The following is a 20,635-nucleotide window of genomic DNA, read 5'->3' as shown; positions in this document are numbered from 1 at the left end:
CCAACCACTGACTGCACCCCGGCTATCCGTGCAATCCTGGAGGCGGAAATCCGCGCGCCCGACCGGAGGACGGCCCACGCCGTCATGTCGGCACCCGATTTCCGGGACGGACTGGGAGGGCACCGAACGTGACCGACGGCTGGAACTGGCGCCAGCCCGACGGGACCCCGACGACGGCGAATGTGCCGCCGCACGCGGGACCGTCGGCGGGCTCGTCAGCGGGACCTGGTGGTGTCGGCGGGCCGGCGCCCTCCGCCTGGTGGTCCGACGCCCTGCACGATCCGTGGCGCAATCCTCAGACGCCGACCGCGGTCGTGGTCCAGGCGCCACCGCTCGGCGTGGCGATGCTGCCCGAGCCGGTCACCGATCCGGACGCCCCGCGCCGCCGGGCGACGGCTCCGGTCTTCGTGGTCACCCTCGTCACCGCCCTGCTCGCCGGTGCGCTCGGTGGTGCGCTCGGGTTCGCCTTCGCGGCCCGGAGCGGGGCCGGTGGCAGCGGCACGGTGCTCGGCAGCCAGGGCGGTGAGGCGCCGGCCGTGGTGCAGCGCAGGCCGGACACGTTGGCCGGGGTCGCCCAGCGGCTGGCGCCGAGCGTGGTCACGGTACGGGTGAACGGTGGTGGTGGTTCGAGCGTCGGCTCGGGCTTCGTGGTGACCGCCGACGGTTACGTGATCACCAACGACCATGTGGTCGAGGCGAGCAGCGGGCGGGCGACGGTGGTCTTCAACGACGGGTCGACCGAGTCCGCGACCCTGGTGGGCAAGGACCCCGAGTCGGACCTCGCGGTGATCAAGGTGTCCCGGTCGGGTCTGACACCGGTGGAGTTCGGCGACTCGGAGTCGATCGCGGTCGGCGACCCGGTGTTGGCGTTCGGCACGCCGCTGGCGCTCGCCAACACCGTGACGGCGGGGATCGTCAGCGCCCTCGACCGTACGATCAGCGCCGGTGAGCCGGGCGGTCAGGTGCGGTACTACGCGGCGATCCAGACCGACGCGGCGGTCAACCAGGGCAACTCCGGTGGGCCACTGGTCGACGGCGCGGGGCGGGTGATCGGCGTGAACTCGGTGATCAAGTCGCTGGCGGTGGACGAGTCGGCGGCCGGCAACATCGGGCTCGCCTTCGCCATCCCGATCAACCAGGCGAAGCGGGTCGCCCAGGAGCTCATCGACACCGGCAAGGCACGCCGTACGGTGATCGGTGCCCAGGTCAGCGGGGTGGGCGTGGGTCAGGAGGGCGGCGTACGCATCGCCGTGGTCGACCCGGCGGGGCCGGCGGCCGGGGCCGGCCTCCGCAACGGTGACGTGCTGCTCCGCCTGGACGGCCGGGTGCTGGAAGAACCAACTGATTTGATCGCTTTGGTACGTAAATACCCACCGGGTGCGGTGGTGACCGTGGAGTACCGGCGCGGCACCGATCGGCAGAAGGCCTCAGTGACTCTTGCCGCAGATGCCAAGTAGGTCTTCCGCACCCCCTGCCGGATCCGCCCCTGGCGTGCGTAGTCTTGCCCTGGACCGGTACGAGGAGGCGGCGGGGTGTTCGACAACCTGAACTGGTGGGAGATCGGCGCGCTGTTGCTTCTGGCGCTGCTGATCTTCGGTGACAAGCTGCCCAACGTGATCAACGATGGCCTGCGGATGCTGCGCAACCTGCGCCAGATGGCCAGCAACGCCACCGGTGACCTGAGCCGTGAGCTGGGCACCGACATCCAGCTCGAGGATCTGCACCCGAAGGCGTTCATCCGTAAGCACCTGCTCAGCGAGGACGACGAGGCGGCACTGCGCAAGCCGCTGCAAGGGCTCTACGACTCGGTGAAGTCCGACATCAGCGGCGTACACGACGATCTGAAGGACGTGGCCGCCGCCACGGACCTGCGCTCCGGTTCCCGCGCCTCGGGCGTGAACGGCGCCGACAGCGCCCCCTCGGCCGTCAACGGCACCGCCACGGCCGCCGCCCCGCAGGCGCGGTCGTACGACGAAGCCACCTGATCCGGACCTCCGCACCGTCAGAACAAAGGTCCCGCCCGCCGGATGCCGGCGGACGGGACCTTCTCGTATCGGTGAGCCCGTCGGTGGGCCCGTTGGCGGAACCGGTCAGCGACCGGCGGGACGCAGTCCCAGCGGCTTGCCGAGCAGTGACTCCCGGCGGACCGCGAGCCGGTCGGCGACCGCGTTCAGGGCCACCGAGGCGGGTGCCGTCGGGTCGGCGAGCACGATCGGCGTACCCCGGTCACCGGCCTCGCGTACCCGGGTGTCGAGCGGGATCTGACCCAGCAGCGGCACCTGTGCGCCGACCACCCGGGTCAGGGACTCGGCCACGGCGGTGCCACCGCCGGCCCCGAAGACCTCCATCCGGGACCCGTCGGGCAGTTCCAGCCAGGACATGTTCTCGACCACACCGACCAGACGCTGATGCGTCTGGAGGGCGATCGCCCCGGCCCGCTCGGCCACCTCGGCGGCGGCGGTCTGCGGCGTGGTGACCACCAGGATCTCGGCGTTGGGCAGCAACTGGGCCAGGGAGATGGCCACGTCGCCGGTGCCCGGCGGCAGGTCGAGCAGGAGTACGTCCAGGTCGCCCCAGTAGACGTCGACCAGGAACTGCTGCAACGCCCGGTGCAGCATCGGCCCCCGCCAGACCACCGCGGCGTTGCCGTCGGTGAACATGCCGATCGAGATGATCTTTACCCCGTGCGACTGGGGCGGCATGATCATGTCTTCGACCCGGGTCGGCCGAGCCTCCGTGCCGAGCATCCGGGGCACCGAGTGGCCGTAGATGTCGGCATCGACGACACCCACGTTCAGACCCTTGGCGGCAAGCGCGGCGGCCAGGTTCACCGTGACGCTCGACTTGCCCACCCCGCCCTTGCCGCTCGCCACCGCGTACACCCGGGTCCGGCTGCCCGCCTGGGCGAACGGGACGACCGGCTCCTCGGCGGCGGGACCGCCGCCACGCAGCCGCTGCTGGAGCGACTGCCGCTGTTCCGGGGTCATCACCCCGAAGTCGATCTCAACCCCGGTCACCCCGGGAACCGCGCTGACGGCGGCGGTGATGTCCGTACGTAGCTTGTCCCTCAGCGGACAGCCGGCCACGGTGAGCAGAAGTTCGACACGTACCAGACCGTCCGGACCGACCACGGCGGAACGCACCATGCCGAGCTCCGTGATGGGCCGGCGGATCTCCGGGTCGTCGACGGTGGCCAGGGCGGCCTGGACCGCTTCCTCGACGGTGCTGACGGGTGCTGACATGACCGCCATGGTACGTCGCGTCCCGTCCGCCGGTGCCGGTCACGGCCAACCGGTGTGACCGACCCGATCCACCACCGGGTGTAAGGAAGGGCCCCTTGTTATCGCTTTTTGTATAGGAAGGGCCCCTTCCTAACGGGCGGATGCGCCGATTTGAGGATGGACGTCGTACCCGTCGGGGTGTAACCATCGATGAGGTACGCCGCGCGCCTAGCCCCTTGAGGCGCGCGGCTCCGTCATTCCGCGTCGAGTTCGTCGAGCGGCTCCTCGATCCGTTCCGCCGGCACCGGCCGTCCCGAGACCTGCTGCCGGTCCTTGCGGTACTGCCGCTGTTCCAACCGCTGCCGGCGGTGCGCGTGCTCGTCCAGCTCCTCGGCCAGCCGGCCGAGTTCCGAGCGGAGGAAGTCGCGGGTCGCCACCTCGCCGAGGGCGATCCGCAGGGCGGCGATCTCCCGCGCCAGATACTCGGTGTCCGCCTTCTGCAATGCCGCCCGTCGCCGGTCCTCCTCGGCGGCGAGCCGGTCCCGGGCCGCCTGCCGGTTCTGCGCCAGCAGGATCAGCGGAGCCGCGTACGACGCCTGCAACGACAGCAGCAGGGTCAGGAACGTGAAGGTGTACGGGTCGAAGCGCAGTTCCCGGGGGGCGAGCGTGTTCCAGGCGAGCCAGATCGCGATCACCACGGTCATGTAGACGATGAAGTTCGCCGTACCCATGTAGCGGGCGATCCCCTCGGACCAGCGGCCGAACGCCTCCGGGTCGAACCGGGGCAGGCGCAGTCGACGCGGCTCACGTGGCTGGTCGAGCCGTTCCACCCGGCGCGGCTCACTCATGGCTTCGCCGCCGAGTCCCGCTCGCGCCAGTCGCTCGGCAGCGAATGATCGAGTACGTCGTCCACGGTGACCGCCCCGACCAACCGGCTCGCCGCGTCGATCACCGGAAAGGCGACCAGGTCGTACGTGGCCATCCGGCGGGTGACCTCGGGCAGTGGGGTGGTCGGCTGCAACGGGTCGATGTCGTTGATCAGCAGGCTGCCGACCAGCTCCGCCGGGGGCTCCCGGAGCAGCCGCTGGAAGTGCACCATGCCGAGGTACCTGCCGGTCGGCGTCGCCATCGGCGGGCGGACGACGAAGATCTGGGCGGCGATCGCCGGGGAGAGCTGCGGTTCGCGGATGCGGGCCAGTGCCTCGGCGACGGTGGCGTCCGGCGGCATGATCACCGGTTCGGAGGTCATCAGGCTGCCGGCCGTACCGGGCTGGTATTTCAGGAGCTGACGGACCGGGTCGGCCTCGTCCGGCTCCATCATGTCCAGCAGCATGTCCTGTTCCGGTGGGGGCAGCTCGCTGAGCAGGTCGGCGGCGTCGTCCGGATCCATCTCCTCCAGCACGTCGGCGGCCCGCTCCCGGTCCAGCCCGGCCAGGATCTCCACCTGGTCGTGCTCGGGCAGTTCGCCGAGTACGTCGGCCAGGCGGGCGTCGTCGAGTGCGGCGGCCACCTCGTTGCGGCGGGCGTCGGGCAGGTCCTGCAACGCGTTGGCGAGGTCGGCCGGGCGCATGTTCTCCAGCACCGAGAGCAGGTTGGCGGTGCCCCGGGTCTCCGGCAGCCCGAGCAGGCCACCTGCCCGCTCCCAGTCGAGCTGGTGCAGGTGCCCGCGACGGCTGAGCCGGCTGGTCTGCTCCCGTACCGCGACCCGGGTCAGTGACCACTCGCCCTGGCGGTTGGACTCCATCGCGACGTCGACGACGGTGCCGGGCCGGTTGCTCGGTTCGATCGTCACCCGCCGGTCGAGCAGGTCCTCCAGCACCAGCAGCTCGTTCGGGCGTTTCTCGAACCGGCGCAGGTTGAGTGTGCCGCTGGCCAACAGCACCGACTCGGCGTCGATCGTGGTGATCCAGTTGATCGAGAGGAAGATCCGCCGGCGCATCGCCAGCTCCGCCACCAGCCCGACGACCTGAGGGTTCCGGGCGGTGGTCCGAAGTCGGGCGACCGCATCCCGAATCCGACCGACCTGATCTCCGTTAGGGTCATAGACGGCCAGTCCGGCAAGGCGGGCGATGTACACCCGGGTCGGCGTGGTCACGTGATCCAGCCTATGCGCCTAGGGTTTATCAACATGTCGACCTTGGCCTACGAGATCGTGGACGTCTTCACCGACCGTCCGTTCGCCGGCAACCCGCTCGCGGTCGTCTTCGACGCGCAGCGGCTCGCGACCGAGCAGATGCAGCTCATCGCCCGGGAGTTCAACCTCTCCGAGACGGTCTTCGTGCTGCCGTCCAGCGCGGCCACGGCGACGTACCGGGCAAGGATCTTCACCACCGAGCGGGAACTGCCGTTCGCCGGGCACCCGAGCATCGGCGCGGCGGTGACCGCCGGCCGGCGGGGCTGGTACGGCTCCGGTCAGGTGATCCAGGAGTGCGGAGCCGGACTGCTGCCGATCGCGGTGAGCGGTGACCGGGCCATGGTGACCGGGGCGGCACCCACGCTCGGCCCGGAGTTGGACGTGGAGCCGCTGCTCGCGATGGTCGGGTTGACCGCCACCGACTTTGTCGGCCCGGCGCCCCGGGTGGCCGGCTGTGGGCTGGAGTTCCCCTACCTGTCGGTCCGACCGGACGCGCTGGCCCGGGTGGTGCTCAACGCCCCTGCGGCGGTACGGGCCGGGGTCGAGCACCTCAGCGTCTTCGCCTGGCACCCGGAGGAGCGGACCGCGTACGCCCGGGTCTTCGCGCCCGGTGTCGGGGTCCCGGAGGACCCGGGCACCGGTTCGGCCGCGCTGGGGCTCGGTGTGTGGTTGGTCACCACTGGGCTGCTGCCGGGGGACGGTCAGTCGTCGTACACCGTGCGGCAGGGCGCGGAGATCGACCGGCCGTGTCTGCTCGAGTGCACGGTGACCGCGGCCGATGGGGCGGCGCTCGGCGCCACGGTCGCCGGTCAGGTGGTGCCGATCGCCACCGGCCAGATCACCGTTCCGCCCTTCGTCGGCTGACGGTTGTCCACGTAGTGACGGTCAGTCTTCGGGCGGTTGTCGAATTCCACGATCCGTGCTGCCTGTCCTGTTGACAGGTGTACGGCACCACCTGGTCGACTTCCTCGGCATTCTCGACGGCTGGGGGCAGCGGCTGGGGTTGGGGCGGCGAGGGGCCGTGTTGACCGAGAAGGTCGACCGGAACTTCGCTATCAGCGCCCGGTGGGACCTGCCCGCGACGCCCGGTTGACGTTACTCGGCGGAGCTGGCCGGGAGTGCGTCGACGATGACGGGGATGCATGCATAAAGGCGACCCCCTTTCCCAACCGTTAGAAACGGTTCCCGCTTGAATTTCCTGCCACAATAGACGGCCCAACAGGTCGACCTCGAACCCCGCCATCGATAGGCTTTTCATTCATCAGCAACTCCATCCATGTCAATGGAAACGACCCAGAAACGTCCCCGAACGTTTTGGAAAAGGAGTAACGCGTGAATGATGTCCTGCGGGTGGCAATGGTGCAGGTCGGCGAGACCGCTGACTCGCTTGCCGCGAAGGTGGGCGTCGATCCCAAGTCGGCGGCCAGATGGGTCTCGCGTGGGTCGGTTCCGCACCCCGGCACCCGGGTCGCCGTCGCCCAGATCCTCGGTCGCGGGGTGGGTGAACTCTGGCCCGAGACTCTGCTGCGGCGGGGGCCGATCTGGTTCCGGCCGTGGGCCGACAACGAACGGGAGGCGACCTCGCTGCGCTCGTTCGAGATGAACATCGTGCCGGGCCTGCTACAGACCAGGGCCTACGCCAGCGCGCTCTTCCGTGGCGGAGCCCTGCTCACCGACGACGAGGTCGACGAGCGGGTCGAACTCCGACTCGAGCGGCAGGCGCTGCTCACCGGGGAGAACCCGCCCATGTTCACCGCCGTGTTCGACGAGTCCGTGCTCCGACGCCCGGTCGGCGGCCCAGCGGTGATGCGAGAACAACTCCTGCATCTGCTCGCGATGGCCGAGTCACCCCGGGTCAGATTGCACGTCGTGCCATGGACGGTCGGCGCGTATCCTGGCCTGGCCGGTCCGTTCGTGCTCGCCACGCTGCCGGGTGGGCAGGGCCTCAGTTACCTGGACAACCACCTGGAGGGCCAGGTGGTCGAGAAGGTCGGTGACCTGGAGACCTTGCAGCGGATCTGGGAGTCCGTCCGGAGCGAGGCGTTGCCGCACCAGCAGACCGTCGAGTTGATCAGGGAAGTGGCGGAGACATGGATCTGACCGGCGCCCAGTGGCGCAAGAGCACCCGGAGCACCCCCAACGGCGGGAACTGCGTCGAGGTCGCCGACAACCTCAGCGGCCGGGTGCTCGTCCGTGACACCAAGGATCGTGACGGCGGCACCCTGACCTTCAGTCCGGACGCGTGGCGCGCGTTCGTCGGCCTGGCCAAGCAGCACTGACCAAACCGACCGACACGTCCCGTCGACCGGCGAGAACCTACCCGGAAGATCGAGTTGATCAGGGAAGTGGCGGAGACATGGATCTGACCGGCGCCCAGTGGCGCAAGAGCACCCGGAGCACCCCCAACGGCGGCGACTGCGTCGAGGTCGCCGACAACCTCACCGGCCGGGTGCTCGTCCGTGACACCAAGGACCGCGACGGCGGCACCCTGACCTTCAGTCCGGACGCGTGGCGCGCGTTCGTCGGCCTGACCAAGCAGCAGTAACCTAACCGACCACACCTCCCGTCGAGGACCTACACGGAAGATCGTGTGGCTATACGTTCTTCCGTGTAGGAGGTCGACGCTTTATACGCCTCACAGCCGGCAACCCGCCCCGAGCCAGCCAACAGGCAAAGTAAAAGGGCCGGACTACCGGCGGCGTACCCGATGCAGGCGGAACGGCTTGCGGGTCTGGCGTACGGCCGGCGACTCCCTCGGCACCGCCGCCTCCGAGGCGTCCGGCAGCGAGCCGCCCTCAGCCAGCGGTGCGCCGGCCGGGGTCAGCCGGTTGAGCGCACACCCGTCCGCCGCCCAGCGCGCCACGAGATCAGCGGCCGTACCCGGGGCGTTCAGCCGCTTGGCGGCCACCAGCGGCGCGTTCGTCTCCCACTGCTCGCTGCCCGGAACGAGCCGGGTCACCTCGGCCGGCCAGGTGACGATCCGCCCACCGTGGTCCCCACGCAGCGTCACGGCGGCGGTGGCCGCGTCGGCGAGTCCGGGGGCGAGCTGCTCGCCCGGCCCGCTCACCACGTAGAGCCCGCCCTCCAGTGGCAAACACCACAGTGCCAGCCCCGGCCCGCCGTCGACCGACACCCAGGCGATCGCGGCCTTCTTCATCGCCTCGTCGACGAGCGGCGATGTCCTGACCTCCGCCGTCGCCGGGGTCGACGCACCATCTGAGTCAGTCACCCCTGCATCCTGCCCCAGTCCCCGCCCGCCCGTCGCCGAACACCCCCTGCCGACACCCTCCGGCAACCGGCGCGACAGGCGCAGGAGGGAAGGCGGCAACCACCACGGACGCCCGGCGACCGGCCGCCACCACCCGGACGCCTGTTAAGACCAGACTCTTGACAGGGTCGTCTCAAGATCGAAACGCTGGCGTGATCTCCGTCGGGTGTGGCCTCCGCACCCGACCAACCCCCAATAGGAGATCCACATGATCCTGTCCAAACGCGCCCTTCCGGTGGCGCTGATAGCCGCAGTGGGGCTGGCGATACCCGCCGTCCCGCTGCCGGCTCGGGCGGCACCGGCGGACCCGGCCGGGTTCCAGTCCTCGCTGGAGCCCGGCGACCCGCAACCGACCTGGACCAATGCCGCCGAGCTTGACGCCTCCGGGCGGAAGAAGATGTCCGGCGTCACCGGCAGCCCCCCGTTCGAGATCCCGGGCAACCTCACCGAGCGGGCCGTCGAGGTCACCGGCAGCGGCGAGAACCCGCCGAACGAGATCGCGCAGCGGGTCGTCGACCACAACGTCAGCACCAAGTGGCTGGTCTTCGAGCCGACCGGCTGGATCCGGGTGCGCCTCGACGCCCCGGTCGCGATCGTGCACTACGCGCTCACCTCGGCGAACGACGCGCCCGAGCGTGACCCGAAGGACTGGACCCTCGAAGGCTCCACCGACGGGCAGAACTGGACCACCCTCGACACCCGTACCGGGCAGCAGTTCACCGAGCGGTTCCAGACCAAGGACTACCGCTTCGAGAACAGCACCGCCTACCCCTACTACCGGCTGAACATCAGCGCGGTGGGCAGCGGCAACCTCATCCAGTTCGCCGAGTTGCAGCTCTCCGACGGGAGCGGCACCCTGCCGCCCCCGACCGACATGCGCAGCTTCGTCAGTGGCGGGCCGGTCAACGGACCCACGATGAAGCCGAACGTCGGCTGGACCGGGCGCAACGCGTTGCAGTACTCCGGTTGGCAGACCTCCGACGACCGGGGGTACGCGTACAACAAGATCTTCGACGTGAACGTGCCGATCACGGCCGACACCGAACTCTCGTACGCGATCTTCCCGGAGCTGAGCGCGGAGGACCTCGACTACCCGAGCACGTACGTCGCGGTGGACCTGGCCTTCGACGACGGCACCTACCTCAGTAACCTCGGCGCCCTCGACCAGTACGGCTTCGGCCTCAGCCCGCAGGGGCAGGGCGCCTCGAAGTCGCTCTACGCCGACCAGTGGAACCTGAAGCGGTCCCGGATCGGTGCGGTCGCCGCCGGCAAGCGGGCCGTACGGGTCCTCGTCGGCTACGACAGCGGCACCGGCACCGGCATCTTCAACGGCTGGCTGGACGACATCCGGATCACTCCGAACCCGACCCGCCCGCCACACGAGCGCCCCTCCGACCACGTGCTGACCACCCGGGGCACCAACTCCAGCAGCGGCTTCTCCCGGGGCAACAACATCCCGGCCACGGCGGTCCCGCACGGGTTCAACTTCTGGACCCCGATGACCAACGCCGGTGCGATCGACTGGCCCTACAGCTACCAGAGCGGCAACAACGCCGACAACCGGCCGGCGTTGCAGGCGTTCACCGTCAGCCACGAGCCGAGCCCGTGGATGGGTGACCGGCAGACGTTCCAGGTGATGCCGTCGGCGGCGGCTGGGGTGCCGGACGCCAACCGGAACAACCGGGCCCTGTCGTTCCAGCACGAGAACGAGATCGCCCGCGCGCACTACTACGGTGTGACGTTCGACAGCGGCCTCGTCACCGAGATCGCCCCCACGGACCACGCGGCGATGTTCCGGTTCACCTTCCCCGGAGACCGGGGCAACCTGATCTTCGACAACGTGAACAACAACGGTGGCCTCACCCTCGACGCCAGCGGCGAGATCAGCGGCTACTCCGACGTACGCAGCGGGCTCTCCAACGGCGCCACCCGGATGTTCGTCTACGGCGTGGTGGACAAGCCGGTGGTCGGCAGCGGTCGGCTCGCCGGCGGCGGTGGCGCCAACGTCACCGGCTACCTGGCCTTCGACACCAGCGCCTCGGAGCAGGTCCACCTGCGGATCGCCACCTCGCTGATCTCGGTCGAGCAGGCCCGCCGGAACCTGACCAACGAGATCGGCTCCGCTGACACCTTCGACACCGTCCGCGAGCGCGCCCAGCGCCTCTGGGACGACAGCCTCGACGTGATCGAGGTCGAGGGGGCCAGCGACGACCAGCTCACCACCCTCTACTCCAACCTCTACCGGCTCTTCCTCTACCCCAACTCGGGGCACGAGAACGTCGGCACCAACGCCGCACCGCACTGGAAGCACGCGGTGCAGTCCTCGACCTCCTCGACCAACCCGCCGGGCACCACGCCGACGCAGACCGGCGCCGAGGTGGTCGACGGCAAGGTGTACGTCAACAACGGGTTCTGGGACACGTACCGCACCGCCTGGTCGGCGTACACGCTGTTCAGCCCCGGAATGGCCGGTGAGCTGGTCGACGGGTTCGTGCAGCAGTACAAGGACGGCGGCTGGGTGTCGCGCTGGTCGTCGCCGGGTTACGCGAACCTGATGACCGGCACCAGCTCCGACGTCGCGTTCGCCGACGCGTACGTCAAGGGCGTACGCAACTTCGACGTGAAGTCCGCGTACGAGGCGGCGGTGAAGAACGCGACGGTGGCGCCGCCGGGCAGCAACCCGAACAACACCAGCGTCGGCCGGAAGGGCCTCCAAACCTCGATCTTCAGCGGCTACACGTCGTCGGCGGTCTCCGAGGGGGTGTCCTGGGCCCTGGAGGGGTACGTCAACGACTTCGGTATCGCCAACATGGCCTCGGCACTCGCCGAGGACCCGGCGACCCCCGAGGCCGAGCGGGCCGGTTACCGGTCGGACGCGGTCTACTTCCGCAACCGGGCCCAGAACTACGTGCACATGTTCGACCCGGGAGTGGAGTTCTTCCAGGGTCGTGACGCGGCCGGGAACTGGAAGTCCAGCCCGGAGGAGTTCGACCCGAGGGTCTGGGGCCACGAGCACGACTACACCGAGACCAACGCCTGGAACTTCGCGTTCCACGTGCCGCAGGACGGGCAGGGCCTGGCCAACCTGTACGGCGGGCGCGACGCCCTCGCCGACAAGCTGGACGAGTTCTTCGCCACCCCGGAGACGGCCAAGTTCCCCGGCTCGTACGGCGGCACGATCCACGAGATGGTCGAGGCGCGCGACGTACGGATGGGCATGTGGGGTTTCAGCAACCAGGTGTCGCACCACATCCCGTGGATGTACAACTACGCCGGTCAGCCGGCGAAGACGCAGGCCAAGGTGCGTGAGGTGCTGTCCCGGATGTACCTCGGCAGCGACATCGGCCAGGGTTACGCAGGCGACGAGGACAACGGTGAGACGTCCGCCTGGTACCTGTTCAGCGCCCTGGGCCTCTACCCGCTCCAGGTGGGTAGCGCCGACTACGCGATCGGCTCGCCGCTGTTCCGCAAGGCGACGGTGCACCTGGAGAACGGCCGGGACATCGTGGTCAACGCCCCGGAGAACAGCTCCACCAACGTGTACGTGCAGGGCCTGAAGGTCGACGGTGTGTCGTACGGGAAGAACTCGATCCCGCACGGCGTGCTGGCCGACGGTGCGGTGCTGGACTTCCGGATGGGCTCCGCGCCGTCGGCGTGGGGTACGGGCGCGGCGAACCTGCCGACCTCGTTGACCGCGCCCGGTGCACCGGCCCGGCCGTTGACCGACATCACCGTCGACGGCGGACCGGCGGCGTTGCGCGACAACACCTCCGGCACCCAGGCAACCCTGGCCGCCCCGGTCACCTGGGCGGTCACCGGTACGCCGGAGCGGGTCACCCAGTACACCCTCACCTCCGGGGCGAACCCGGCGGACCCGCAGGGCTGGCAACTGGAGGGCTCGTACGACGGCCAGCGGTGGACGGTCGTCGACACCCGGGCGGGGGAGAAGTTCCCGTGGCGGGCACAGACGCGGGCGTTCACGATCGAGCGTCCCGGCCGGTACGCCCACTACCGGTTGACCACGACCGGTTCCGCTCCGGTGGCGCTCGCCGAGGTGGAACTGCTGGCGAACCCGTCGCCGGCCTGCACCTCGACGGTGACCGGCACCCGGAGCGGCCCCCTCACCGTCTCCTCCGGCGTCACCTGCCTGAGCGGGGCGACGGTCAAGGGCCCGGTCACGGTGAAGGCCGGTGCCGCGCTCTATGTCGACGGCGGGGCGATCAACGGCCCGGTGGCGGCGAGCGGGGCGTCCGCGGTGGTGCTGCGCGGCGTCACGGTCGGCGGTCCGGTCGCGTTGACCGGCACCACCGGCGAGGCGAGCATCGAGCAGGCCACCATCGGCGGCCCGGTGACCCTCACCGCCAACTCGGGTCCGCTCGTCGCGGCGACCGAGGTCGGTGGGCCGCTCGCCTGCACCGGCAACGCGCCGGCCCCGGTCGGCAACGGCCTGGCCAACACGGTGCGTGGTCCGGTCGCGGGGCAGTGCGTCGGTCTGTGAGCTGGGCAGTGCGTCGGTCTGTGACCGAACCGTCGTGTTGACCGACGGGGTGTACTGACAGTTGGTTCCAGCGGGGCGTCCGGCATTCGGCCGGGCGCCCCGCGTCGTACCTGCTCAGCGGGCGCGCAGCGCCGGGCGCCGCCGTCCCTGGGCCGGTCGACCCCGGACCGCGACCGGGTGGGCGGTGCCGGCGGGTGCCGGTTCGACCAGGCCGATCACTTCGCGTAGCGAGGTCAGGGCCGGCCCGGTGAACCCCGTGTCGGGGTCGAAGACCAGGTGGTTGCCGAGGTCGGGGGCGAGCAGCCGGACCGCGGCGAGCCCGGTCCCGACGGCGCCGGTGAGTTCCCGGCTGCCCCCGTCGCCGACGTAGAGGCAGTCGCCCGGTGCCACCCCGAGCCGTTGGCAGGCGGTCAGGTAGATCATCGGGTCTGGTTTGCAGCAGCCGACCTGCACCGAGTAGACCTCGGTGTCGAGCAGCGGCGCGACCGGTAGTTCGGCGAGGAGGACCGGGAGTTCGTGGGTGCAGTCGCTGACCAGGGCGGTGGCTATCCCGAGTTGGCGCAGTGCCCGCAGGGTGGGGACCGCCTCGGGGCGTAGTCGGGTGTCGGCCCGGACGGCGTCCAGCCGGGCGGTCAGCGCCGCCTGGATCCGCGTGTCCGACGGCCGTACGCCGATCCGTTCGCAGACCCAGCGCAGGGTTTCCTCGGCGTTGCCGAGCACGCCACTGGCCCGCAGGTAGAACGACTGGTCGAGCACGTCGAGCAGTTCCCGCGTGGTGCAACCGAGCTGGTCGGCGACGAGGGTGTGCCGACGCCCCCGGTTCGCCGGACGGGTCAGGGTGTTGAAGAAGTCGAAGAGCACCGCCCGGTATGCGGGCATGGTGGACCAGCCTCGGGGGAGGGGATCAGCGAACGCGGACCGGGCCGATGGTAACGAAATGTTGATCGATTCGTGGCCCCCCGTGACCGAACTGTGGAACTTTCGAGTGGGATCAGGCGGTCGTGTGATGATCATTCCGTGCCGTCTCCGCGAGTCCCGACCCCCGGACGCCGTCCGGTCCACCCGACGAGCGTCGGGGCGTTGGCTCTCGCGGTCGCCGCCGTCTCCTCCTCGGCGCCGTTGATCGCGTACGCCGCCGCGCCGGCGCTGGCGGTCGCGTTCTGGCGGAACACGATCTCGGTCGGACTGCTCAGCCCGGTCACCCTGCTCCGGCGGCGAGCCGAACTCCGTACGTTGACCCGGGGCGCCGGACGGCGCGAGGGCTGGTTCTGTGTGCTCTCCGGGGTGGCGCTGGCCGCGCACTTCGCCACCTGGATGCCGAGTGCCCAGCTGACCACGGTGGCGGCGGCGACCGCCCTGGGCGCCACCCAGCCGGTCTGGCAGGGCCTGATCGCGCTCGGGCAGGGCCGGCGCCTGCCCACCCTCGCCTGGGTCGGGATCGGCGTGGCGGTGGCCGGTGCGGTGCTCGCGACCGGAGCCGACTTCGGGCACTCCGGGCGGGCGGTCACGGGCGACCTGCTCGCGGTGGTCGGCGGCATCGCGGCGGCGATCTACACCGCCTTCGGGGAGCGGGCCCGCGCGACGATCAGCACCACCGCGTACACGACGATCTGCTACGGCGTCTGCGCCGCGCTGCTGCTTGTCGTCTGCCTGGTCGGCGGGGTCCAACTGACCGGCTTCCCGGGTACGACCTGGCTGGCCGTACTCGGGTTGGTGGCCGGTGCCCAGTTGCTCGGCCACTCGATGTTCAACTACGCGCTGCAACGCTTCTCGGCGACCACGATCAGCGTCCTGATCCTGCTCGAAGCCCCCGGCGCGGCGTTGATCGCCTGGGTCTGGCTGGGGCAGTTGCCCCGGACGGCCGCTCTGCCCGGCCTGGCCCTGCTCCTGGTCGGGGTCATGATCGTGGTGATCGGCGGGGCCCGGGCGAGCCGGCGTGCCGAGCCGGTCGGTGTGCCGCCCGAAGTCGCCCCGCTGGCCGACTGAGCCCTCCCGCCTCACCAGCCCGGTCGCGAGCACTTTCTCGGCGAGTGTGGCCATTCGCGTGCCATCGGCCCGGTTTTCGATGAAAGTGCGGAACAGGGGCATCACGGGAGAGAGGGCCGGTGGAGATGGCGCGGCGTGGGCGCGGGGAGCAGGAGGGGGAGCAACCCTCGCCGGACCAGCCCACCGTCACGCTCAGCCCGTCGGCCGAATTCCCCGGACTGGGCCAGGACGAGCTGGCCGTCCTGCGCGAGGTGGGGCAGCGCTGGTCGGCGGCGATGCGGGACCGGCCGACCGACTGGGACGATCTCCCACTGGACCCCACCCTCGACCGTTACCGGCACCCACCCACCCCGAGCCGATTCGAACGCCTCGCCCGGATCGAGATGTTCAAGGCCGACGAACCCGGCCAACTTCTCGCCACCGAGTCGGCGACCCTGCCGCAAAATCGGGCCGGGCAGCGCCTCGCCCGGGTACGGCGCGCCATCCTCGGGCCGCCCCTGGCCAGCACCGCCGTGCTCCAGGAACGGATGCGCAAGCTGATCGCCCTGCCGGTCCTCTCCTCGGATCTGCTCTCCTCCGTGGCGTACGGGCCCGAGGCACTGCTCGCCGTCCTGGTGCTGGCCGGCACCGGTGCGCTCGCCCTCTCCTTGCCGCTGGCCGGCGCGCTGGTGCTGCTGATGATCGTCGTCGGTACGTCGTACCGGCAGACCGTCCGGGCCTATCCGCACGGCGCCGGGTCCTACCTGGTGGCCAGCGACAGTCTTGGCCCCCGGTTCGGGTTGGCCGCCGCCGCCGGCCTGATCCTCGACTACGTGCTCACCGTCTCGGTGTCGGTGGCGGCCGGGATCAGCGCGATCACCTCCGCGCTGCCCGGACTGGAGCCGTACACCGTGCCCTTCGGCCTGCTCGCGATCGCCGTCCTGCTCGCCGGCAACCTGCGCGGGGTGCGGGTCGCCGGCAACCTTTTCGCCGCGCCGACGTACGTCTTCATCGTCGCCGTGGTGCTGCTGCTCGTCGCCGGCTTCGCCCAGGCCGGGATGCGTGGCTTCGAGGCCCTGCCGCCGCCCCCGGTGACCGCGGTCGAGGGGCTCACCCTGCTGGTCGTGCTGCGGGCGTTCGCCTCGGGGGCGACCTCGATGACCGGCATCGAGGCGGTGTCGAACGCGGTGCCGGTCTTCAAACCGGTCGAGTGGCGCAACGCCCGTACGACGCTGACCTGGATGGTCAGCCTGCTGGTGGTGCTCTTCGCCGGGCTGACCCTGTTGATTCACCTCACCGGTGTGGTGCCGCGCGCCGACGAGACGCTGATCTCCCAGGTCGCCCGCCACACCTTCCGCACCGGTCCGTGGTACGGCATCATCCAGGCGGCGACCGCGATGATCCTGCTGCTGGCGGCGAACACGGCGTACCAGGATTTCCCCCGGCTGCTCTTCTTCCTGGCCCGGGACGACTACGCACCCCGGCGGTTCCTGCACATGGGCGACCGGTTGGCGTTCAGCAACGGCATCATCGTGCTCTCGGTGACGGCGGCGATCATCTTCCTCGCCTTCGGTGGGCTGACCCAGTCGCTGATTCCGCTCTACGCGGTCGGGGTCTTCCTCGCCTTCACCCTCTCCCAGGCCGGGATGGTGGTGCACTGGCGGCGGCACCGGGGCCGGAACTGGCACTGGCGGGCGGCGCTCAACGGGCTCGGTTCGGCGCTCTGCGCGATCGTGTTGGTCACCGCCGCGGTCACCAAGTTCGGCGAGGGTGCCTGGGTGACCGTGCTCGCCATCCCGCTACTGGTGCTGCTGGCGTCGCGGATCCGCCGGCACTACGACCGGATGCACCGGGCACTGGCGTTGCGCCCGCCGTCGGTGCCGGGCCCGGACGTGGGTCGGCCGGTGCTGGCCGGCGGCTCCCGGGACCGGGCGGTCGGCGGCGACGACCAGGAGAGCGAGGAGAGCCCGCAGGACGTACGGCACCTGGTGGTGGTGCCGGTGGCCCGGTTGAACCTGGCCGCGTTGCGGGCGCTGGCGTACGCCGCGTCGCTCGGCCCGCCGGTCTTCGCCGTGCACCTCAGTCCGGAGCAGGAGGAGGCGGACCGGTTCCGGGAGGAGTGGCGGATCTGGGGCGACCATCTCCGGCTGGAGACGATCATCTCGCCGTACCGGGCGGTGACCGCGCCGTTGGTGCAGTATCTCGACGCGCTGCACATGCTCCGGCCGGACATGGTGCTCACCGTGGTGGTGCCGGAGTTGATGGTCCGGCACCCCTGGCACCGCCTGTTGCACACCCCGATCGACCAGCGGCTGCGCCGGGCCCTGCGGGGTCTGCCCGGCGTGGTGATCACCAGTGTGCCGGTGCACCTGAACCGCTGAGCCGGGGTGCCTGCGGTGCGCGCGCCGCGTTTTCCTGCCGGTGGCGGCCGGCCCGGTTACGTTGTGCTGGCGGCGGCGTACCCGCAGGTCGTCGCCGATCTGGCCGGTGAAGGGGGCCGTTGCGATGCCGGGTGACCGGGAGTTGCTGGAGGAGTACGTCCGTGCCGGGCGGTTGATGCAGTTGGCGAGCGTCCGGGCCGACGGCTCCCCGATGGTGGGCAACCTCTGGTACGACCCGTGCTTCGACCCGGACCTGCTCCGCTTCGTCGCCCGGCACGACCACTGGCGTGGTGGTGACGGGCACCAGGTCGGTGGCCACGGCGCCCAGGGGCCGGGTGGCGGCCGGGTCGGTGGCAGCATCATCGCCGTGCCGCCGGACGTGCGGGCCGGTACGGTACGCGGGGTGACCTTCACCGGCACCGTACGGGCAGTGCCGCAGGCCGCTGTACCCGCCGCCGCGCGGGCCTTCCTGGAGCGCTGGCCGGGCGCCGAGGTCGCGATCGACCCGGACCGGCTCGCTCGGCACGAGACCCCCAGTCGGCTCTACGAGGTGGCGGTGACCGAGTGGGTGCTCTTCGACGAGCGACGTTTTCCGAACGAGTCCCAGCATGTCCGGGCCGCCGCGCGTACTGCCTGAGCGGTCCGCCCCGGGTGGGCGTGGGTGGGGCAGACCGCTCAAGCGCCGGCTACGGCACTACCGGGAGGCCGTTGTCGAACCAGACGTTCGTCGCCCGCTCCCAGAGGATGCCGGTCTGGTTGGGGCGGGCGATGACGCCGTACCGGTAGTTGCGGCCGAACTTGTTGTTCTTGAAAACGATGTTCGAGGCGACCAGGTCGTCCCGTACGCCGACGGAGTAGTTGCCACCGTTGCAGTAGTTGTTCTCGAAGGTGAGGTTGCGGACCGAGTCAGCGGTGGTCGAACCGATCATGATGCAGGCGTTGTGCGGGTCGTTGGTGCTCGCCTTGTACGGCTCCAGCCGGTTGTGCCGGACGATGATGTTGCTGCCGCCGGTGGTCTGCAGGGCGTCGTTGTGTGAGTTCGGCACCCGGGCGAGGTCGTGGATCCAGGAGTCGACGACGGTGCTCCTGGTGCTGAGCCGGGGGCCGTCGACCATGTTCCAGATGTTCGCTCGGCGCAGGGTGTAGTTGCTGCAGCAGACCGAGGCCGAGTTTCGTCCGCCGCCGTTGATCTCGACATCCTCGACCAGCAGGTTGGTTGCCGTGTCGTAAACCCGGATCGAGTACGTCGGGCTGTTGCAGGTGATCCGCGACTTGCGGATGACGACGTTGCTGGCCCGGACCGTGACGCAGCCGACGATGTTCAGGTTGGTGAGCACCTGACCGGCGATGCGGAGGTCGAGTGAGCCCGAGTTGGTGAGGATCGTGCCGGCCGGCACCCCGGTGTTGGTCGGGCCGGGCCAGTAGGTGATCGGGGTGGGCGGGACGGCAGTCGGCGCGCGGGGTGGGCTCGGTAACGGACCTTCCGGGCCGAGGTCGGTCGGGGTCGGGGCGACGAGCACCCCTCCCGGTACGTCCGGCGAATAGGCCTCGCCGTTCTGCTCGGAGTCCACAATGGTGGCCGGTGTGGTGGCGTCCTGCACGAACGCTCGGCGGCAGTCGTGCACGGTCACCCGGGTAGCCGCGTAGTCGCCGGGAACGATGCCGTCCGTCTTGTTGTCGGTGCAGTGGATTTCGGTGTCGGTGATGGTGGCACCGGATACGCCGGGGCGGATCCGGATGGCCGCACTACCGCCGGTGCGGATGGTCACCCGTTGCAGAGTGACGTTGTCCGCGGCGATCTCGATCGGACGGTCGAACGTCTGACCGGCGATGACCGCGTTCGGTGTGTTGAGGACCAGCGGATCCGCGCCCGAGTTCGCGATGATCGCGTACCCGGTGCCGGCGATCGCGGCGAGTCCGACGGCGCTGGTGGCGGCGATGAGTCGGGTACGACTGGTGCCACGTGAGCGGGGATCGTCTGGTGTTTGGGGGTCGCCCGATGGGTGCAGATCGGTGTTGTTCATAGCTTCGCCCTTGGGAGTGGGCGGCGCACGGCGCGGCTGCGCTGCCCGTCCTGCCTAGGTAGCCCACCTCGGTTGCTGGCGACAGTGCCGAGTCAACAATCCAGGTCGGTTCACAAGGTGCATGATCGAGGGCCCTGCCGCCCCGGAAGCTACTAGCCGCTTCTACGCGAATACTACTCTTCGTAGTGTGCCGGTTACTATATCCGTTCTGACGGATTATCGACAGATAACGGCATTCATCACCGTGACTGCCGACAAAGCAGTTGAATCCGTCAATTTGCGGCGATGGTGCGGGCGCTGACTCGGCTCAGCCCAGTCCGACCGCCCGCTCGCTCGCCTGCCACAGCCGGGCGGCCAGCACCGGGTCGGCGGCGCGCGGCAAGGGTTCACGCAGCTCGCGGTCGGCGTAGTAGCCCCCGTTCGTCAACGCCTCCGGGGCCAGGTGGGTGAGCCACACCAGGGTCTCCGCACCCTTGGCCGGCGTACGCATGAACCACGCCCGTTTCATCCAGAAGGCCACCAGCGAACTCTCGTTGGCGAACCGGGTACGCACCATGCCCGGGTGGTACGAGACCGCCAGCGGCGCCGGCCACCGTCGGGCGGCCTCGGCGGTGATCAGAATGTTCGCCTGCTTGCTGGTGCCGTACGCGCGGGCCGGGCGGTAGTCACGCAGGCTGGCGGAGAGGTCGTCCGGATCGAGCGCGCCCCACCGGTGCGCGCCGGAGGCGGTGGTCACGATCCGGTCCAGCCGGTCCCGCAGCAGCACGTTCAGCAGGAACGGTGCCAGATGGTTCGCCTGCATGGTCAGCTCGAAGCCGTCCACCGTGGTCACCGGCTGGAGACTCGCCGCACCCGCGTTGTTCGCCAACACGTCGATTCGGTCGTACGCGGCCCGTAGCTCGCCGGCAAGCCGCCGGACGTCGTCGAGTACGGCGAAGTCGGCTCGGAAACCGGCCGGCCGCAGTCCGCTCGCGTCGTACACCTGGTCGATGGCGGCGGCCAGGCGCACCGGGTCCCGTCCGACCAGGACGACCTCGTCTCCCCGCCGGGCAAGCTCGGTGGCGGCGGCGAGGCCGATGCCCGAGGTCGCGCCGGTGACCACCACCCGTAGCCCGGACCGGCGGCCGGAGGCGGCCGGCGAGGG

Annotated in this window: 18 protein-coding genes; 11 read left to right on the top strand and 7 right to left on the bottom strand. The window is 70.2% G+C overall.

Annotated features, from left to right (window positions below; genetic code table 11):
- Positions 1-128: 128 nt before the first annotated feature.
- Positions 129-1,457: a S1C family serine protease gene (locus tag BDK92_RS15240; protein WP_121157321.1), complete on the top strand. Its 1,329-nt coding sequence runs from the start codon at positions 129-131 to the stop codon at positions 1,455-1,457.
- 75 nt (positions 1,458-1,532) lie between these two features.
- Positions 1,533-1,985, top strand: a complete 453-nt coding sequence (locus BDK92_RS15235) for a twin-arginine translocase TatA/TatE family subunit (RefSeq protein ID WP_121157320.1) — start codon at positions 1,533-1,535, stop codon at positions 1,983-1,985.
- A gap of 105 nt (positions 1,986-2,090) precedes the next feature.
- On the opposite strand, the gene BDK92_RS15230 is transcribed toward BDK92_RS15235, so the two are convergent.
- From BDK92_RS15230 to BDK92_RS15220, 3 genes are all read right to left on the bottom strand, one after another.
- Complete coding sequence (locus tag BDK92_RS15230; RefSeq protein ID WP_121162165.1) at positions 2,091-3,242, bottom strand: Mrp/NBP35 family ATP-binding protein; 1,152 nt, start codon at positions 3,240-3,242, stop codon at positions 2,091-2,093.
- A 233-nt stretch (positions 3,243-3,475) separates the two neighbouring features.
- A complete protein-coding gene (locus tag BDK92_RS15225; RefSeq protein WP_121157319.1) occupies positions 3,476-4,069 on the bottom strand; it encodes a DUF1003 domain-containing protein in 594 nt (197 codons plus the stop codon).
- Positions 4,066-5,316: a magnesium transporter MgtE N-terminal domain-containing protein gene (locus tag BDK92_RS15220; RefSeq protein ID WP_121157318.1), complete on the bottom strand. Its 1,251-nt coding sequence runs from the start codon at positions 5,314-5,316 to the stop codon at positions 4,066-4,068. The genes BDK92_RS15225 and BDK92_RS15220 overlap by 4 nt, the downstream gene beginning before the upstream one ends.
- A gap of 33 nt (positions 5,317-5,349) precedes the next feature.
- Between BDK92_RS15220 and BDK92_RS15215 the strand changes: the two genes are divergently transcribed.
- The 5 genes from BDK92_RS15215 to BDK92_RS15200 all read left to right on the top strand — a co-directional run bounded on the left by BDK92_RS15215 (position 5,350) and on the right by BDK92_RS15200 (position 7,900).
- A complete protein-coding gene (locus BDK92_RS15215) occupies positions 5,350-6,219 on the top strand; it encodes a PhzF family phenazine biosynthesis protein (RefSeq protein WP_121157317.1) in 870 nt (289 codons plus the stop codon).
- A 70-nt stretch (positions 6,220-6,289) separates the two neighbouring features.
- Positions 6,290-6,448, top strand: coding sequence for a hypothetical protein (locus BDK92_RS39030; RefSeq protein WP_170208592.1), 159 nt, complete (start codon positions 6,290-6,292; stop codon positions 6,446-6,448).
- Positions 6,449-6,687: 239 nt separating this feature from the next.
- Positions 6,688-7,455 carry a DUF5753 domain-containing protein gene (locus BDK92_RS15210; RefSeq protein ID WP_121157316.1) on the top strand — a complete coding sequence of 256 codons (768 nt, stop codon included), beginning with the start codon at positions 6,688-6,690 and terminating at the stop codon, positions 7,453-7,455.
- Positions 7,446-7,634 carry a DUF397 domain-containing protein gene (locus BDK92_RS15205; protein WP_121157315.1) on the top strand — a complete coding sequence of 63 codons (189 nt, stop codon included), beginning with the start codon at positions 7,446-7,448 and terminating at the stop codon, positions 7,632-7,634. Before BDK92_RS15210 ends, BDK92_RS15205 begins: the two co-directional genes overlap by 10 nt.
- Positions 7,635-7,711: 77 nt before the next feature.
- Positions 7,712-7,900 carry a DUF397 domain-containing protein gene (locus BDK92_RS15200; RefSeq protein ID WP_121157314.1) on the top strand — a complete coding sequence of 63 codons (189 nt, stop codon included), beginning with the start codon at positions 7,712-7,714 and terminating at the stop codon, positions 7,898-7,900.
- 144 nt (positions 7,901-8,044) lie between these two features.
- Here the strand turns inward: BDK92_RS15200 and BDK92_RS15195 are convergent, their stop codons facing one another.
- A complete protein-coding gene (locus BDK92_RS15195; protein WP_121157313.1) occupies positions 8,045-8,512 on the bottom strand; it encodes a hypothetical protein in 468 nt (155 codons plus the stop codon).
- A 319-nt stretch (positions 8,513-8,831) separates the two neighbouring features.
- Here BDK92_RS15195 and BDK92_RS15190 point away from each other — a divergent pair, with 319 nt between their 5' ends.
- On the top strand, positions 8,832-13,121 hold the full coding sequence (locus BDK92_RS15190) for a GH92 family glycosyl hydrolase (RefSeq protein ID WP_121157312.1): 4,290 nt from the start codon (positions 8,832-8,834) through the stop codon (positions 13,119-13,121).
- 114 nt (positions 13,122-13,235) lie between these two features.
- On the opposite strand, the gene BDK92_RS15185 is transcribed toward BDK92_RS15190, so the two are convergent.
- Entirely contained in the window at positions 13,236-14,000 is a 765-nt protein-coding gene (locus tag BDK92_RS15185; protein ID WP_121157311.1) for an HAD family hydrolase, read from the bottom strand.
- Positions 14,001-14,138: 138 nt separating this feature from the next.
- Between BDK92_RS15185 and BDK92_RS15180 the strand changes: the two genes are divergently transcribed.
- The 3 genes from BDK92_RS15180 to BDK92_RS15170 all read left to right on the top strand — a co-directional run bounded on the left by BDK92_RS15180 (position 14,139) and on the right by BDK92_RS15170 (position 18,104).
- Complete coding sequence (locus BDK92_RS15180) at positions 14,139-15,107, top strand: DMT family transporter (protein WP_121157310.1); 969 nt, start codon at positions 14,139-14,141, stop codon at positions 15,105-15,107.
- 125 nt (positions 15,108-15,232) lie between these two features.
- A complete protein-coding gene (locus BDK92_RS15175) occupies positions 15,233-17,467 on the top strand; it encodes an APC family permease (protein WP_121157309.1) in 2,235 nt (744 codons plus the stop codon).
- Positions 17,468-17,573: 106 nt separating this feature from the next.
- Positions 17,574-18,104: a pyridoxamine 5'-phosphate oxidase family protein gene (locus tag BDK92_RS15170; protein WP_147457015.1), complete on the top strand. Its 531-nt coding sequence runs from the start codon at positions 17,574-17,576 to the stop codon at positions 18,102-18,104.
- 49 nt (positions 18,105-18,153) lie between these two features.
- Here the strand turns inward: BDK92_RS15170 and BDK92_RS15165 are convergent, their stop codons facing one another.
- Positions 18,154-19,491 carry a glycoside hydrolase family protein gene (locus BDK92_RS15165; RefSeq protein WP_121157307.1) on the bottom strand — a complete coding sequence of 446 codons (1,338 nt, stop codon included), beginning with the start codon at positions 19,489-19,491 and terminating at the stop codon, positions 18,154-18,156.
- 307 nt (positions 19,492-19,798) lie between these two features.
- Positions 19,799-20,596, bottom strand: coding sequence for an SDR family NAD(P)-dependent oxidoreductase (locus BDK92_RS15160; protein ID WP_246017528.1), 798 nt, complete (start codon positions 20,594-20,596; stop codon positions 19,799-19,801).
- Positions 20,597-20,635 lie beyond the last annotated feature (39 nt).

The sequence above is a fragment of the Micromonospora pisi genome, from assembly GCF_003633685.1.
GTDB classification, from domain to species: Bacteria; Actinomycetota; Actinomycetes; order Mycobacteriales; family Micromonosporaceae; genus Micromonospora_G; species Micromonospora_G pisi.
Note: the sequence above shows the minus strand (reverse complement) of the source record. Positions and strands in the feature narration are given on the sequence as shown.